Origin of the sequence: Actinoplanes philippinensis (assembly GCF_900113015.1) — a bacterium.
In the GTDB taxonomy this organism is placed as follows: Bacteria; Actinomycetota; Actinomycetes; order Mycobacteriales; family Micromonosporaceae; genus Actinoplanes; species Actinoplanes philippinensis.
The window spans coordinates 320,910-337,675 of sequence record NZ_FONV01000004.1 but is presented as its reverse complement, the minus strand read 5'-3'; the positions used below and the strand labels follow the sequence as shown (position 1 = coordinate 337,675).

Annotated in this window: 12 protein-coding genes; 6 read left to right on the top strand and 6 right to left on the bottom strand. The window is 71.1% G+C overall.

Annotated features, from left to right (window positions below):
- The first annotated feature begins 171 nt into the window (after positions 1-171).
- From BM290_RS11855 to BM290_RS11845, 3 genes are all read left to right on the top strand, one after another.
- Positions 172-1,521: a glycosyl hydrolase family 18 protein gene (locus tag BM290_RS11855; RefSeq protein WP_093613056.1), complete on the top strand. Its 1,350-nt coding sequence runs from the start codon at positions 172-174 to the stop codon at positions 1,519-1,521.
- Between the two features lie 60 nt (positions 1,522-1,581).
- Complete coding sequence (locus tag BM290_RS11850; RefSeq protein WP_093613054.1) at positions 1,582-2,946, top strand: PQQ-dependent sugar dehydrogenase; 1,365 nt, start codon at positions 1,582-1,584, stop codon at positions 2,944-2,946.
- Between the two features lie 231 nt (positions 2,947-3,177).
- A complete protein-coding gene (locus BM290_RS11845; protein ID WP_093613052.1) occupies positions 3,178-5,361 on the top strand; it encodes an MFS transporter in 2,184 nt (727 codons plus the stop codon).
- A 42-nt stretch (positions 5,362-5,403) separates the two neighbouring features.
- Here BM290_RS11845 and BM290_RS11840 read toward each other — a convergent pair whose 3' ends face one another.
- The 4 genes from BM290_RS11840 to BM290_RS11825 all read right to left on the bottom strand — a co-directional run bounded on the left by BM290_RS11840 (position 5,404) and on the right by BM290_RS11825 (position 9,877).
- Positions 5,404-6,357 carry a phosphotransferase gene (locus BM290_RS11840; RefSeq protein ID WP_093613050.1) on the bottom strand — a complete coding sequence of 318 codons (954 nt, stop codon included), beginning with the start codon at positions 6,355-6,357 and terminating at the stop codon, positions 5,404-5,406.
- A 64-nt stretch (positions 6,358-6,421) separates the two neighbouring features.
- Positions 6,422-7,798: a S28 family serine protease gene (locus BM290_RS11835; protein ID WP_093613704.1), complete on the bottom strand. Its 1,377-nt coding sequence runs from the start codon at positions 7,796-7,798 to the stop codon at positions 6,422-6,424.
- 24 nt (positions 7,799-7,822) lie between these two features.
- Positions 7,823-8,914, bottom strand: a complete 1,092-nt coding sequence (locus BM290_RS11830; protein ID WP_143133707.1) for a hypothetical protein — start codon at positions 8,912-8,914, stop codon at positions 7,823-7,825.
- A 30-nt stretch (positions 8,915-8,944) separates the two neighbouring features.
- Positions 8,945-9,877, bottom strand: a complete 933-nt coding sequence (locus tag BM290_RS11825; protein WP_093613046.1) for a hypothetical protein — start codon at positions 9,875-9,877, stop codon at positions 8,945-8,947.
- Positions 9,878-10,047: 170 nt separating this feature from the next.
- On the opposite strand from BM290_RS11825, the gene BM290_RS11820 reads away from it, so the two are divergent.
- Positions 10,048-10,308 carry a hypothetical protein gene (locus BM290_RS11820; protein WP_093613044.1) on the top strand — a complete coding sequence of 87 codons (261 nt, stop codon included), beginning with the start codon at positions 10,048-10,050 and terminating at the stop codon, positions 10,306-10,308.
- Positions 10,309-10,515: 207 nt separating this feature from the next.
- Here BM290_RS11820 and BM290_RS11815 read toward each other — a convergent pair whose 3' ends face one another.
- Entirely contained in the window at positions 10,516-11,547 is a 1,032-nt protein-coding gene (locus tag BM290_RS11815; RefSeq protein ID WP_093613042.1) for a LacI family DNA-binding transcriptional regulator, read from the bottom strand.
- Between the two features lie 167 nt (positions 11,548-11,714).
- Here BM290_RS11815 and BM290_RS11810 point away from each other — a divergent pair, with 167 nt between their 5' ends.
- A complete protein-coding gene (locus tag BM290_RS11810; RefSeq protein WP_093613040.1) occupies positions 11,715-13,109 on the top strand; it encodes a DUF1996 domain-containing protein in 1,395 nt (464 codons plus the stop codon).
- A gap of 9 nt (positions 13,110-13,118) precedes the next feature.
- Here BM290_RS11810 and BM290_RS11805 read toward each other — a convergent pair whose 3' ends face one another.
- Complete coding sequence (locus BM290_RS11805) at positions 13,119-13,649, bottom strand: DUF305 domain-containing protein (RefSeq protein WP_143133706.1); 531 nt, start codon at positions 13,647-13,649, stop codon at positions 13,119-13,121.
- A gap of 124 nt (positions 13,650-13,773) precedes the next feature.
- On the opposite strand from BM290_RS11805, the gene BM290_RS11800 reads away from it, so the two are divergent.
- Positions 13,774-16,731 (top strand): discoidin domain-containing protein, encoded by a 2,958-nt coding sequence (locus tag BM290_RS11800; protein WP_093613702.1) that lies wholly within the window; start codon positions 13,774-13,776, stop codon positions 16,729-16,731.
- Positions 16,732-16,766 lie beyond the last annotated feature (35 nt).

The window sequence follows — 16,766 nt, the reverse complement described above, 5'->3', positions numbered from 1 at the left end:
GGGTTCGGGGCTGCCGCATCCCCGGATGGGCCGGTGTGGACTTGCCGACATCCACCCATCCGTGGCCCGTACGGCTCCGAATCGTCTTGTTCCGGAACCTCGCGTTCTTATTGACGTCTGTAAGTTAACTTTCCTAACCTTTGCTGACCCGGACAGAAGGGTCCAATCCCCATGAAGATCAGGAAAGTTCTCGCGGCTGCGCTCACCCTCGCCACCTCGGCGATCGGTCTCGTCGCGGCCCAGCCCGCGCAGGGGGCGGTGCTGCCCGGCGGCTTCAGGAGCGTCGGCTACATGCCGTCCTGGGCCGGCAGCGTCACCGCCGTCCAGTACACGAAACTGACCCACATCAACTACTCGTTCGCGCTGCCCAACGCCAACGGCACCCTCCAGCCGATCGAGAACACCGCCAAGCTCCAGCAGCTGGTCACGCTCGGCCACCAGAACAACGTGAAGGTCTCGCTCGCGGTCGGCGGCTGGAACGACGGCAACGACTCCGCCTTCGAGAGCCTCGCCGCCGGCTCCGGCACCCGTACCACGTTCGTCAACGCGCTGATGTCGGTGGTGCGCCAGTACAACCTGGACGGCATCGACATCGACTGGGAGTACCCCGACCCGGGCGCCTCCGGCAACAACTACACGGCGCTGATGGGTCAGCTCAGCACCGCTCTGCACAACGAGGGCAAGCTGCTCACGGCTGCGGTCGTCAGCGAGGGTGGTACGGCGGACGGCGTACAGCCGGCGGTCTTCGGGTACGTCGACTGGCTGAACATCATGGCCTACGACGGCGGCAGCCCGCACGCGAACTACGACTGGTCGATCGCCGCGGCGAACTTCTGGAAGAACCGGGGGCTGCCCAAGGCCAAGACGGTGCTCGGGGTGCCCTTCTACAGCAGGCCGGGCTATTACACGTACGCCCAGCTCGTCGCTCTTGATCCGGCCAACGCCAACCGGGACTGCACGACGGCGGGCGGGGCGCAGCAGTGCTACAACGGACTGCCCACGATCCGCCGCAAGACCCAGTGGGCGATGGCCAACGCCGGCGGGATCATGAACTGGGAGCTGAGCCAGGACGTCACGGGGGCGAATTCGCTGGTCAGCGCCATCTACGAGACCGTGATGGGCGGCACCGGGCCGGTCGGCCGGACCGGTCGGATCACCGGTCTCGGCGGCAAGTGTGTCGACATCAACGCGGCGAGCAGCGCCAACGGCACCGCCGTCCAGCTCTACGACTGCAACGGCACGGCCGCGCAGACCTGGACCGTCGGCGCCGACGGCACGATCCGCGGCCTGGGCAAGTGCCTGGACGTGAACGCGGCCGGCACCGCCAACGGGTCGCTCGTGCAGATCTACGACTGCAACGGCACCGGCGCCCAGCAGTGGCAGTCCGCGTCGGACGGCACGCTGCGCAACCCGGTGAGCGGCCGCTGCCTGGACGTGCAGGACAACAGCTCGGCCAACGGCGCCCGGCTGCAGATCTGGGACTGTTTCGCCGGCGCGAACCAGCGGTGGACCCTGCCCTGACGGGTGGTACCCGGCATGCTGATTTGCGGATCGGCATGCCGGGTCGGTAGAGATGCCGGGATGAGGACGATCGCGCACGGTGTGATGACGGCGAGCCTGGTGCTCGCGCTGGCGGGCTGCACCGCCATGGAGGAGAGCCCCGTACCCGAACGATCCACGGTGGCCGCCCCCGGGGCCGCGCAGGTGCCCGGCCTGGTCGCCTCGGCTGTTCGCACTCTCGACGGCACCGCGACGGCGCCGTTCGACGCGGAGCGCACGGTGCAGGCGCCGCCCGGCTGGACGGTGACGGTGTGGGCACGGATGGACAAGCCCCGCCTGCTGGCCTGGACGCCGGACGGGCAGCTGCTGGTGTCCCGGCCGAAGTACGGCGACGTGCTGGCGCTGACCCCCGGCGCCGACGGCGCGGCGCCCGCCCAGCGCACCCTGCTCACCGGGCTGAACCAGCCGCACGGGCTGGCCTTCGCCGGAGACACCCTCTACGTGGCCGAGAGTGATCAGGTCAACACGTACACCTACCGGGCCGGCCAGGTCAGCGACCGCACGATCGTGATCGACGGGCTGCCCGACGACAAGAGCCCCGAGCTGCGCGGCGCCTACTCGCACGCGCTCAAGAGCGTGGCGATCGGCAAGGACGGCAGCATCTACGTGTCGGTCGGGTCGACCGGCAACATCTCGGCCGCCGACCGGGACGCCACCCCGCAGCGGGCCACCATCCTGAAGACGCCGGCCGGTGGCGGCACCCCGACGGTCTTCGCGCGCGGCGTCCGCAACGGCACCGGCCTGGCCGTCGACCCGGACGGGGCGGTGTGGACGGCGGTCAACCACCGCGACAACATCCAGTACCCGCACGAGCTCGACTACGACGGTGACGGCGGCAAGGACAACGGCGACGTGATGCAGTCGTACGTCAACGACCACCCGATGGAGCAGCTGGCCCGGCTCACCGAGGGCCGGGAGCTCGGCTGGCCGTACTGCAACTCGGAGCCCGACGTGAACCCGGGCGCCCCGGACTCCCCGCTTAGCTACACCGGCCGCCCGTTCGTCCGTGACCTGGAGACCAACGTCGACGGCACGAAACTGGACTGCGCCGCGCTGCCGCCGGTCGAGCAGGGGATGGGCGCGCACTCGGCGCCGCTGGGCCTGAGCTTCGTGACCGGGCCGGGACTGGCCGGTGGGTACGGCGAGGGCGCGCTCGTCGGCATCCACGGCTCGTGGAACCGCAAGCCCCCGCGGGCGCCCGAGGTGTCGTTCTTCGCGTGGCGGGACGGGACGCTCGGGCCGCAGCAGACGCTGATCACCGGGTTCCAGGGTGCCGACGGCGCACGCTGGGGACGTCCGGTGATGGCGGTCCAGGGGCCGGACGGCGCGCTCTATGTCAGCGACGACCAGGCCGGCGCGATCTACCGGGTCACCGCGTCCGCGTAATGGCCCGGATGGGCCGATATTCGAGAGAAATTGCGTCCGGAAACGACATATCGCATTGGCGTACACCTATGGGTGATTGACTTCTGAGGGGGTGGACAGGTCTGACGGCCCCGATCTACAGTGTGGCCATCCTCTGTGGACTCTGATCGGGGTCCGTTTTCTTATGCGAGCTCTCGCATTCTCGCCTGTGGCGACGATGCTGCCAGCCTTGCATTCGACAGGTTGGATTCCATGCAATCCCTGGACCATTCTCTCGGGCGGGGAACTCCGTCCGTGCCACCCGGCGACCCCCTGCTGCTGTGCGAGCCGGTCCGCCCCGACCCGGGCGGGCCGGTCGTCCGGACGTACGTCTGCGTGCCCTTCGGCGACGGCGCCGCCACCGCCTGCCAGCCGCTCGCCGACGCCCTGCCGCCCGGTCATCGGGTCTTCTCCCTCGTCCGCCCGGCCCGCGATCCCGGCATCGGCGAGCTGGCGGCCCGCGGCGCCGCGGAGATCCTGGACCGGGTGGACGGCCCGCTCGTGCTCTACGGCCACGGCGGGGCCGGTTCGGCGCTCGTCCTGGAGCTGGCCTACCGCCTGACCGCGGCGGGCCGCCCGATCGAGGCCGTCTATCTGGGCGCGGTGTTCCCGGTGACCCGGCCGGCGAGCCGCCTGATCGGCGGCCTGTCGGCGTGGCTGCGGCGGCTGCGATCCGACCAGGCGTACGCGAACCGCCTCACCGGCCCCGGCCGGGAGCTCGGCGGCCTGGACCCGGCACACGCGCTGCGGCTGGCACGCGAGCTGCGCGAGGACACCGAGCGCGCCGAGGAGCACCACACCCGGCTGCTGCAGCACCCGGCCGGCCGGCTGCCGGTCCCGATCATCACGATCGTCGGCGCCGACGACCCGGCCACCGACTACCACGCGGAACGGTTCCGCGAGTGGCACCCGATCACCGGCACGTCCGCCGTGGTGGTGCTGGACGACGCCGGCCACCGGTTCCTGGAGAATCGCGCCGGACAGGTCGCCCGGGTGATCACCACAGTGGACGCGGCGCTGCACACCGGCGCCGCGGTGGCCGGGGACGGCTGGCGGCTCGCCGGGGTGTCGCGCAGCCCGGAACGCGACCACCGGGCCGGGCCGCGGCCCAGCATGCGACGGTTCGCCACGGTCGCGGTCAGCCAGCTGGTGTCGCTCACCGGCGCCCAGATCGCCGACTTCGCGGTGCCGCTCTGGATCTACAGCCTGACCGGGTCGCTGACCCGGTTCGGCCTGCTCACCCTGCTGGCGATCATCCCGGGGCTGGTGGTCGCCCCGCTGGCCGGCGCGGTCATCGACCGGACCGACCGGCGGCGGGTGATGCTGGCCGGCGACTGCGCGGCCGGCCTGGTCGTCGCCGCGATGGCCCTCTCCTACGCGACCGGCGGCCTGCTCGACTGGCCGCTCTACCCGCTGCTCGCGCTGCTGTCGGTGGCTTTGACCTTCCAGCGCCTGGCCTACCTGTCGGCGGTGCCGCAACTGGTGCCGAAACAGTTCCTCGGACACGCCAACGGCCTGGTCCAGACCGCCGAGGGCGCCGCCCGGCTGATCGCCCCGCTGGCCGGAGCCGCCCTGCTGGCCGCCTTCGGGATGGAGTGGATCCTGCTGCTCGAGGTCGCCACCGTCGCCGTGTCGATCGCCGTGGTCCTGGCCGTCCGGTTCCCCCGGGCGATGGCCCACCAGCGCGGCGAACCGCTGCTGGCCGAGATCGCCGCCGGGTTCCGCTACTCCGTCGGCAACCGCAGCTTCCGCGCCATGCTCGTCCTGTTCGCGGTCGTCAACGTGTTCATGTCGCCGCTGATCCTGCTGGTCCAGCCACTGTCGCTGAGCTTCGCCCCGCTCACCACGGCCGGCTGGATCTCCTTCGCCGGCGGGCTCGGGGTGGCCGCCGGCGGGCTCACCCTGACCGTCTGGGGCGGGCCACGACGCCACCGGATGCGGGCCGTCCTGCTGTTCATCCTGCTGTTCGCGGTCTTCGCCGTGCTCACCGGGGCGCACGCGTCGGCGTACCCCGTCGCGGTCGGGGTCTTCGGGATCCTCTTCTCGCTGTCGGTCACCAACGGCATCTACATGACGATGATCCAGGTCAAGGTGCCGCAGCGGTTCCACGGCCGGGTCCTGGCCGCCAACCAGATGATCGCCTGGTCGTCGATGCCGGTGGCGTTCCTGCTCGTCGCCCCGGGCGCCAGCCACCTGCTGAACCCGCTGCTCGAACCCGGCGGCCCGCTCGCGCCCACGGTCGGCGCGGTGATCGGCACCGGCGCGGGCCGCGGCATCGGTCTCACCTACATCCTGTGCGGCCTGGCCATCGCCGTCGTCGCCGGGCTCGCCATGCGCCATCCGCCGCTGGCCCGTTTCGACGACGAGATCCCGGACGCCGGCCCGGACGCGCCGTAACGCGACGGCATGTCCGCTTTCGATCACGCAAAGCCGTGCCGCTCAGATGGTGGTGGGCTCCAGCAGCTCGTTGAGCCAGGCGGCCGGCGCGTCGCGGAACATCTCGTCGACCGGGATCACCGCGCCGGTCAGCCCCCGCTGCCAGGACAACGCCCGCGACACCCGGGTGACCCGGCAGGCCAGGGTGGCCGACCGGCGCAGCGTGGCCCGGTCGGCGAGGTCGGTCCACGGCTCCAGATAGGCGTCGCGCAGCCGGTGCAGCAACGCCTGCCGGTCCGGGGTGTCCAGGGCGTCGTGCAGGCCGTTCAGCGTGACCAGCAACGTGCCGAACGGGTGCCCGACACTCGCGTCGCCCCAGTCGAAGAAGCGCATGTCCGCGAAGACGTTGCCGGTGTGCAGGTCGTCGTGCTGCAGGGCGGCCGGGATGCCGTCGGCGGCCAGCTCGGCACACCACCGGGCGTACTCCCCGGACAGCGCGGGCACCCCCGGTTTCACCTCGGCGCGGATGTCCGGGTCGGCGAGCAGCCCGGCCAGCAGGCCGGGAAGGAGCGAAACCCGCTGATCCGGTACGCCCAGAGCACACAGCCGGTCGACATGGGCGACGGTGGCCCGCTGCAGCGCCGACCAGGCCTGCAGCATCGCCGTCCACGTCGCGATCCGGCCGGTCCCGGACATCGTCTCCCGCAGCGTCGGCCCCGCGTCGGCGGTGAGCAGCCAGCCCCGCCCCGTGTCGACGGCCAGCGGCACGAGGGTGGCGCCGGGGGCGATCCCGGCCAGGGCCTCGGCGAGCGCCGCCTCGTACCGGCATCCGGTGATGTTGGCCTTGAACCACCGCGTCCCGGCCGCCGTCGGCGCCCGGTGGGTGACCGACCACGGCCGCGACCGGAACTCCTCGATCGCCCCGGTGACCGGCGTGCCGAGGTCGGCGAGCCGGCCGGTGATCCAGGTGTGGGCGGCGGCCCGCCAGTCCGGGTCGTTCCAGTCGTTGTCACGCACGGGTCCACACCTTACGGTCCGCCGCCGGGGCCACCGCGTGCGGCGACCCCGGCGGCGGCCTCCCTCAGCGGATCCGGCGGCGGTCGCCGAGCCCGTCGTCCAGCGGCAGGTCCACGGCGAGCGGCTTCGCCAGGGTGGCCGGGACACCGGCCCAGCGGCGCAGCGTGGCCGTCGCGGCGGCCGAGTCGGCCGGGCTGAGCCGGGCGATGTTCGCGCCGTGGTTGGCGCCCGGCGCGACGTACAGCGCCGAGTCACGACGGCTCGGCACGAACCGTTCGGCGCCCCACGGGTCGTTCTCGCCGTAGACGAACATCATCCGCTCCGACTGCGTACGCACCCACACGTCCACGTCGATCATCGGCAGCGGGTTGTGCTGGCGGCGCAGCTCCTTCGGCAGCGACGCGTTCGCCGTGTACAGGTTCGGGTAGTTGCGCACGCCACGCAGGTGCTCGAACCTCAGGCTCGGCCAGCCCAGCTGCGACGCGGCCTGGAAGTAGTACGGCCAGTAGTACTCGAGCGCCTGGTCGGTGTAGAAGCTCCAGCCCGCGACCGTGTCGATCCAGGTCCAGATCTCGTCGTCGGACGCGGTCGCGGCCGGCACGCCCGCGCAGTCGGCGGCCAGGCTGTACTGCCAGAACGCCCACACCGAGTCCAGCACGGTCATCTCGAACGAGCGGTCGGCGGTGCCGATGGTCCGCTCGAACGTCCAGCCGTTCCCGGCCGCCGCGGCCTCCAGCCGCGGGACCAGCCGGTCCCGGCGCAGCAGCGCCTGCCGCTGGACCTCGTCGAGAGCCTTGCGGCAGTCGGCGGTGCCGACGGTGTCGAAGAAGCGGTCGTACGCGCCGTCGGCCGGGTTGATCACGTCGTTCGGCGCGACGTACGCCACCACGCCGTCGACGTCCTTCGGGTAGAAGCGGCGGTGGTAGACGCTCGTCATGCCGCCCTTGCTGCCACCGGTCTGGATCCACTTGCCGGAGTAGACGGTCTTGAACGCGCCGACGATCCGGTGCTCGTCGGTCGCCTCCTGCCAGATGTTCAGATCCGACCAGTCGGCGTCGGCCGGCCGGGACGGCGTGAAGAAACGGTGCTCGACCGAGATCTGGTTGGCGCCCAGCAGCGCGGTCGGCTCGGTCTGCGTCGGGCGAGGGACGGCGGCCAGACCGTACCCGTTGGTGAACAGCACGACCGGCCCCGACTCGGACCGGTGCAGCAGGGTCAGCCGCTGATCGAAGCCGCCCCGGCCCGGATGCCGGTGGTCGGCGGGCTGGCGGTAGGTCATGACGAAGAACCGGTATCCGGTCCCCTGCGTCTCGGAGATGATCGAAAGTCCCGGGATGGCCGTCAGCTGGTCGAGCAGAGGGTCATCCGCGGCGCGGGCGGCGGTGGCCGGTGACAGGACCACGAGCAGAGCGGCCAGTGCGGCCATCAGGCGAAGTCTCACGCCGGACACCATATCGACTGCGGGCTATCGGCGGGCACCTCCGGGCAGGGGGCGTTCCTCGATGCCCGAGCGGTCGGCCCAGCGGTACAGGACGCGGTGCCGCGACGCGTACGACCAACCACCGGAACCGCTGAACGTGCTGCCGATGTCACCGTGCGACGGCGGGCTCGCCAGGTTCACGTCGGGCAGGCGCGCCACCACGTCGCCCTCCAGCGTGACGAGGTGGACGCCGTCGCCGGCGGTCATCGCGACCAGGCAGCCCGACTCGGCGTCGTAGTGCAGCTCGCCCTTGACCTCGCCGTGCTCGTTGCGCGCGAACACGTCGCAGTCCACCAGCGAGCGGGGCTCCAGCAGATGGTCCGGCCGGTCCGCCGAGGTCAGCTCCGGGATGTCGAAGAAGGCCAGCTGGTGATACTCCTCGTCCTCCTCGTCCAGCTCCTCGTCCAGCTCCTCGTCCAGCTCCTCGTCCAGCGCGAGAACGAACGTCCGATCGCCGACGAACGTGCACGGCCGGTCCCAGTTGTAACCGAAGGCGGTCGAGACCGCGATGCCGCTCGCCTCGTGGCCGGTCAGGAACGCCTCGGTGGAGAAGGCGTACACCACGTCGACCGGGGACCAGGCCCAGCCGTTGCTCAGGAAGTGTCGTGAACCGGGCGAGACGTGCAGCAGCGAATGGAAGTAGTCGAGTTGCTCGCGCTGCCCGGTCAGGCGCTCCCCGGTCTCCGCGTCGAGGACGTCCAGGCGGTTCCACTCGGTCTGGGCGACCAGCAGGGTGCGTCCCTGGCGCTCGAGGAATCCGACGGAGTAGCTGGACACGTCCGAGTGGTGGTCGGCCCGGCTCATCTCGCGGACCGCCCCGGTGTCCGTGTTGATCAGCGCCGCGTTCGTGCCGAACCGTTCGGTCACACCGACCCAGGGGCCGTGCGCGTACAGCCGGGCCTCCAGCGGCTTGCCGGTGATCCGGCCGTCGCCCGTGTCGCTCCCGGTCTCCCGGATGTTCGGCACGTCGGCGACCACCTCGGCCCGGGTGTCACCGGCGCGGGCTCTCAGCAGGCGGCCGTCCGCGAACAGCCAGTAGGTGTGCGGCGTCCGGTCGTCCGGTGCGGTCGCACGCACCCGCCGGCTCGAAAGATCCAGGTCCATGGTCTACGGGCAGTTCTCGTGGATGTCCAGGGAACGCTCCGGGCGCAGCAGATCGTCCGGGTCGTCGGTCTCGCCGGGCGCCGGTGCGCCGAGCCTCCGGGTCGGCGCCAGAAGGCCCTGGTCACCGGCGGCGCAGTCCATCATCGCCCAGTACGACTGGTTGGCGCCGATCCACATGCCACGGTCGTCGGCGTGCAGGTTCTTCGGGGCGGGGAAGTCCCACTGGATCTCGTCGTGGACGACGGCGATCGGCTGGGCGGTGTCCTCGAAGGCGTACACCCAGACGAAGTTGGTGGTGACCCGGAGCACGCGGCGTCCGTCGCGGGTCGCCGCCGCGTAGGTCACCCGCCCGCTGACCCGGGGCTGCTCGCGCGGATCGAGACGGACCGCCGGATCGATCCAGGTCGCCACGTTGGAGTGGAGCAGGTCGGTGAACCACTTCCGGACCGGGGCGCGCTGGCGGGGCGCGAGCAGGGCGACGAAGTCGTCCGGGCGGTGATCGATCAGCATGCCGGGGGCCAGCCGGCCGGCGATCATCGCCTTGCGCACCTGCTGGAGCGCGGCGTCGACCTGAGCCGTGGTGAATCCGGGCACCGCCCGCGCCGCCGGCAGGGTGATGCCCGCCTGGCCTTTCGGGTACGAGGCGGCCGGCGTCCCCGCGAACGGGTCGGTGGGTGCGGCGGTCTGCGTCGTGGTCGCGGTGACACCGTCCGGCCGGCTCGGGGTCGGCTGGGCCGCCGGCGACGAGTCCCGCAGCATGGCCCACCCGGCCGGTACGGTGAAGGCGATCGCCACGACCGCGGCCACGCCGACCAGCACCGCCGGCACCCACCGGGCCGCCAGACGGCGCCGGCGTTCACGCCGGACCTTTCGCTCGGTCTGGTGGGCCCAGTCCTGCAACCCGTCGAACGGGTCCGGTGCGTCGTGCTGGCTCATTGCTCCATCTCGGGCCATCGGCAGAATCGAATGTCGATCAGTATGCCCGGTCACGCGTCCGCTCGTGGCCCCGTCACGTGGCTCTGCTCCGGCGCCACTCCTGAGTGGACCGTGCGTCTCCGGAGTGGCTGCCGGCGGAGACGATCCGGCAGGCCGACCGGATGTAACCCGTGCTGCCTGTCGAGGCACTTTCCCAGGCATACACGTTGGCCATTGCGGTCGTTGTCGCTGTCCTCCAGTGGGAATGCCAGAAGATCCGCGCCGACCGGGACAAAGCTCTGGCTGAGCTTGCGCTGAAGGATTCGAAACCCTCCGAGCGCGGCGCGATCGTCAAGAGCCTGGTGGCGACGAAGCAGTTCGGCCGGGTCTACCTACCCACGCGCCGCGGGACCGGGTCGGCGGACGAGGATGCCCGGGACGAAGCGGCGTGAGCGGCCCATGGCCGGCCGGTGTGCGGTCGACGCAGTGTCCGGACGGATCGTCGGTCATGCCTCGCGCCGTGCGGGGGCACCTGATCGGGCGCGACAGCGGTATTCCATGCTGCCGTCCGGCGGTCGGTCGGGGTGGGCTTGTGGGTGGCCGGTTACGGGGTCTTGCGTTCGGTCGGGGTGGGCTCGCGGGCCGCCGGGGCCGGACGGTTACGCGGTCTGGCGTTCGACCAGGGTGGGCTCGTAGATCACCGAGGTCACGCGGGCGTCCGGGTCGTCCAGGCGGGACAGCAGCATCCGGGCGGCCTCGGCGGACATGTCCTCCAGGGGGTGGCGGACCGTGGTGAGAGCGGGCCGGGCGGACAGCGCGGCGCTGCTGTCGTCGAAGCCGGCCACCGCGACGTCGTCGGGCACGGTGCGGCCCGCGTCCTGCAGGACGAGCAGGGCGCCGACGGCCATCAGGTCGTTGGCGACGAAGACGGCGTCCAGACCGGGGTGGGCGGCGAGCAGGGCGCGCATCGACCGTTCGCCGCTGTCCTGGGTGAAGTTGCCGGTCTCCTGCGGGATCCACGCGTGCCCGTGGCGGGCCATGGCGCGCCGGAAGCCGGAGATCCGGTCGACGCTGGCGGGCACGTCGGGCGGGCCGGCGATCATTACCGGGCGGCGGCAGCCGCGGAGGGCGAGGCGGTCGGCGGCCAGGGCGGCGCCGGCCTCGTTGTCGAGGTCGACGTAGCTGATCGGGACCGGCTCGGCGGGGCGGCCGATCAGCACGGCGGGGATGCCGGAGGCGGCGAGCAGGCCGGGCAGCGGGTCGCGGGCCGGGAGGGACAGCACCACGGCGCCGTCGGCCTGGCCGTTGCGCAGGTCGCCGACCAGGCGTTTGTGGCCGTCGGCGCCGACCATCTGCAACGCCAGCTGGACACCGAGCGGGCGCAGCACGCTCATCAGGCCGCCGACGACGCGACCGAAATACGGGTCGGAGAAGAACCGGCTCATGAACGGGTCGTCGTCGTGGGTCTCGCTGTCGGAGACGACCAGCGCCACGGTGCCGGTGCGCCGGGTGACCAGCGACCGGGCCATCCGGTTGGGCACGTAACCGGTCTGGTCGACGGCCGTCCACACCTGCTGGTGCAGTTGCGGGTCGACGTTGCGGATGCCGTTGATGACACGGGAGACGGTGGCCCGGGAGACCCCGGCCATCCGTGCCACGTCCTCGAGGGTGGGCAGCCGCCGGCTCTGCATGCCCGCAGTTATAGCACGCGGAGAGCGGTTTCCGAGCGCGTGGTCACAGGTCCGAAACATCGGGTTCCGGAACCGGAAATCATTGACGCGGGTGGTGCTGGAGCACACGATGGGAAAACGCTCTCCAAGCGTGTTCCCCCGTCCTCGCACAGACTTGGAGATCAACCGTGCGAAAACGCATCCTGGCGCCGCTCGGCGCCGCCCTGCTGACCGCCGCCGCGCTGGTGGTGGCCGGCAACCAGTCCGCCCAGGCCGCGGACACCCTGCTCTCCCAGGGCAAACCCGCCCTGGCGTCCTCCGTGGAGAACGGCGAGGCGCCGGCCATCGCGGCCTTCGACGGCCGTGCCGACACCCGCTGGGGCAGCCAGTGGGCCGACCCGCAGTGGCTGCGCGTCGACCTGGGCGCCACGGCCACGATCAGCCAGGTCGTGCTGCAGTGGGAGACGGCGTACGCCCGGGCCTTCCAGATCCAGACCTCGCCGGACGGCAACGCCTGGACGTCGATCTACAGCACGACGACCGCGACCGGCGGCACGCAGACCCTCAACGTCAGCGGATCCGGCCGGTACGTGCGGATGTACGGCACCCAGCGCGGCACCACCTACGGCTACTCGCTGTACGAGTTCAAGGTGTACGGCACGTCCACGGTCACGCCGCCACCGACCGACGGGCCCGGCTACGTCTACGCGAACCCGCCGGTCACCGGGGTGGTCCCGTCCACCGAGATCCCCCCGGCGATGAACCCGCCGGTGACGCACCGCGAGTTCCAGGCGAACTGCTCGGTGAGCCGGACCAACCTCAACGACGACCCGATCGTCTTCCCCGGCCTGCCCGGAGCGTCGCACTCGCACACGTTCATGGGCAACCGGACCACCAACGCCAATTCGACACTGTCGAGCCTGCAGGCCGGCGGCACGTCGTGCATCACCCCCGGTGACAAGACCGGTTACTGGATGCCGACGCTGCTCAACGGCGACACCGCGGTGCAGCCGGACGGCCCGCAGGTCATCTACTACAAGAGCGGGGTGATCGACTACCGCAGCGTGCGCCCGTTTCCGCCGGGGCTGCGCTACGTGGTCGGCAGCCCGACCGCCACCCAGGACGAGTTCCGCAACGCCCCGGGGGCGGTCGAGGGCTTCGAGTGCGGCAACAGCTCGTTCAACTGGGACATCCCGGCGAACTGCCCGGCCGGCACCCAGCTGAACGCCCGCTACCAGGCGCCGAGCTGCTGGAACGGCCTCCACCTGGACTCGCCGGACCACAAGAGCCACATGGCGTACCCGGTCAACGGCGTCTGCCCCGCCTCGCACCCGGTGGCGGTGCCGATGATCGAGTTCAAGATGGCGTGGCCGGTCAGCGGGAACATGTCGCAGGTCCGGTTCTCCAGCGGCCGCGGGTTCTCGTTCCACTACGACGTCTACAACGTCTGGGACCCGGCGACGCTGGCCGCCCTGGTGCGCCACTGCATCAACGGCGGGCTGCAGTGCAACCCGCGCGGCTTCGACCAGTACAAGCCGGAGCGCGGCGCGGCGTTGAACGAGAACTACGAGCTGCCCCGATAACAGTTTTTTCTAGAGCAGATTGAGAGTGGACTGCCGGGTCTCGGAAATGCGCACGGCGAGGGCGATCGTGCGCGGTTCGGACCCGGCGGACCGCTCGCTCGCGGCCAATTTCTGACTCTGTTCGAGATGGGCCCGCAGATGCTCGCGCAGCGCCCTGTCGAAGTCCTCACCGCGCAGGGCGGCGGCTGCGGCGACCTGTGACGGCATCACCATGCCGGGCATCGGCATGCCCTTGTGCGGGTTCTCCGCGGGCAGCCCGGCCTCGCCGTGCAGGCGCCGCAGCTCGGTCAGCTCCGCCTCGGTGAACTCTCTGACCTGCGCCGCTACGTCGTAGAGGTCGGACTCCTCGCCGACCAGGTCCAGCAGCGGCAGCAACTCCTCGTCCATCGCGATGGTGATCTCGATCCACGAACGGTCGGTGCCGCCGAAGCCGGGCGCGGAGGTGGTGGCGGCGGGCACGGGGGAGACCGGGGTGGGACCGGCGCATCCGGCCCCGCTGAGCAGGGCGCCTGCGAGAAGGATACGGGGAATCGCTTTCACGTGGCGCAGTCTCCAGTTCCGGAACTGATTCTGTCAACGCTTTCGTATTGACCCGCGGCAACCTGGGCGAAACAATCTGCTCGCTTGGAGAGCGCTTTCCGTCCCCCGAGGCATTGGTGTGATCATGTATAGACGGCTGCTCCTTCTCATCGCGCTCGTCGCCGCGACCCTGGGCGTCCCGTCCGCCGCCGGAGCGGCCGAGACCCTGCTCTCCCAGGGCCGGCCGGCCACCGCGTCCTCACAGGAGGCCGCCGGCCCCGGCTACAGCCCGGCGCTCGCCGTCGACGGCGATCCCGGCACCCGCTGGTCCAGCGCGTTCGCCGATCCGCAGTGGATCCAGGTCGACCTCGGCTCGTCCGTGGCGATCACCCGTGTCGTGCTCCGGTGGGAGGGCGCGTTCGGCCGGGCGTACGACATCCAGACCTCGAACGACGGCACCGCCTGGACCACCGTCAAGAGCGTCGCCGACGGTGCCGGAGGCACCGAGACGCACACGGTCAGCGGCACCGGCCGCTACGTGCGGATGAACGGGACCCAGCGCGGCACCGGCTACGGATACTCGCTGTGGGAGTTCCAGGTCTTCGGTGGCGACAGCGGCCCGGTGACCGACGATTTCACCACGATCTGGACCGACACCTTCGACGGCGCGGCCGGAACCAGCCCGAGCGCGGCGAACTGGCTGCTGCGCACCGGCACCCAGTATCCCGGCGGCGCCGCCAACTGGGGCACCGGCTCGGTCGAGACCGCGAGCAACTCCACCGCGAACGTCTCCCTCGACGGCGCCGGCAAGCTCGCCATCCGGGCGATCCGCGACGGCGCCGGCAACTGGACCTCGGGCCGGATCGAGACGCAGCGCGCCGACTTCACCCCGCAGGCCGGTGAATTGCTCAAGTTCACCGCCGTGCTCAAACAGCCGGACGTCGCCAACGGCGCCGGGTACTGGCCGGGCTTCCGCGCGACCGGAGCGGCCTACCGCGGCAACTTCACCAACTGGCCGGGCGTCGGCGAGACCGACATCATGACCGGTGTCAACGGCCGTGACCAACTGGCCCAGACACTGCACTGCGGCACGGCGCCGGGCGGGCCCTGCAACGAGTACGACGGCAGGTCCTCCGGCTTCGCCTCGTGCACCGGCTGCCGGAGCGGCTACCACGAGTACACCCAGGTCATCGACCGGACCAGGACCGACGAGGAGATCCGGTTCTACCTGGACGGCCGGCAGACCTGGGTGGTCCGCGAGTCGCAGGTCGGCGTCGCGGCCTGGCAGGCGGCCGTGCACCACGGCTTCTACCTGCGCTTCGACCTGGCGATCGGCGGCTCCCTGCCGAACGCCATAGCCGGCTCCACCACGCCGACCGCCGCCACCACCTCGGGCGGGACGCTCAGCGTCGACTCGGTGACGGTGGCACGCTCGGTGAAGACCGCCGCCCCGGCGATGACCGACCCGCCGGTGCCGGCCGGGCCGAGCGTCGTCAAGGTCACCGGCTCGCAGGGCAACTGGCAGCTCACCGTCAACGGCAGCCCGTGGGAGATCCGGGGCATGACCTACGGGCCGCCGCAGGGCGCCGCCGACGGCTACATGCGTGACCTGAAGAACATGGGCGTCAACACGATCCGCATCTGGGGACCGGACGCGAACACCCCGTTCCTGCTGGACACCGCGGCCCGGCACGGCATCCGGGTGATCGTCGGGCTGTGGCTCAACCACGGGGCCGACTACGTCGGCGACACCGCCTACAAGACCGCGGTGAAGGCCGAGATCGTCGCCAAGGTCAACGAGCTCAAGGGCCGCTCGGGTGTGCTGCTCTGGGACGTGGGCAACGAGGTCATCCTGGAGATGCAGAACTACGGGCTGGCCGCCGACGTGGTCGAGGCACGGCGGGTGGCGTACGCCAAATTCGTCAACGAGGTCACCGAGGCCATCCACGCGGCCGACGCGAACCACCCGGTCACCTCGACCGACGCCTACACCCACGCATGGACCTACTACAAGCCGTACTCGCCGGCGCTGGACCTGCTGGCGGTCAACTCGTACGGCGCGATCGACACGGTCAAGCGGGACTGGCTGGCCGGCGGCTACACCAAGCCGTACATCCTCACCGAGGGCGGCCCGGCGGGGGAGTGGGAGGTGCCCAACGACGTCAACGGGGTGCCGAACGAGCCCTCCGACCTGGCGAAGAAGGCCGGGTACACGTACAGCTGGAACGCGATCAAGGGGCACCCGGGCGTGGCGCTCGGCGCGACCGAGTTCCACTACGGCATCGAGAACGACTTCGGCGGCGTGTGGCTCAACACCACCACCGGCTCCTGGCGGCGGCTGGGTTATCACGCGATGCGGCAGGCGTACACCGGGCAGCCCGCCCCGAACACCCCGCCGGAGATCACCGCGATGACGGTCGGCTCCCCGACGGCGGTCCCGGCCGGCGGCACGTTCAGCGTCACCGTGTCCGCGACCGACCCGCAGGGCGACCTGATCCGCTACAACCTGATGGCCAGTGACAAGCACATCACCGGCAACCGTGGCTTGCGGCATCTGGCCTTCAGCCAGACGGGCAACGGCACTTTCACGGTACGGGCGCCCGAGTCCCTGGGTGTCTGGAAAATCTACGTGTACGCCTACGACGGCCACGGCAACGTGGGCATCGAGCAGCGGTCGTTCAAGGTCGTGCCGCCGGCCGCGCCGGGGACCGAGCTGTCCCGCGGCCGTCCGGTGACCGCGTCCAGCTACCAGCCGACCGGCACGAACGGCCCGCAGCTGCCGTCCTACGCGGTCGACGGCGACTACGGCACCCGCTGGGCCAGCGAATGGGTCGACACGGCGTGGCTGCAGGTCGACCTCGGCTCGGTGCAGTCGTTCAACCGGGTGCGGCTGGCGTGGGAGGCGGCGTACGCCAGGTCCTACACCGTGCAGGCCTCCGACGACGGGACCACCTGGCGGACGATCAACACCACCACCGCGGGTGACGGCGGCTTCGACGAGCTGACGGTCGCCGGCTCCGGACGCTACGTCCGGGTCAACGGCACCACCAGGGCGACGGGGTACGGCTACTCGCTCTACGAGTTCGGCGTCTACCGGGCCTGAGGTTCCGGAACTTCCCCGGCCGCTCCCGAGCGTCA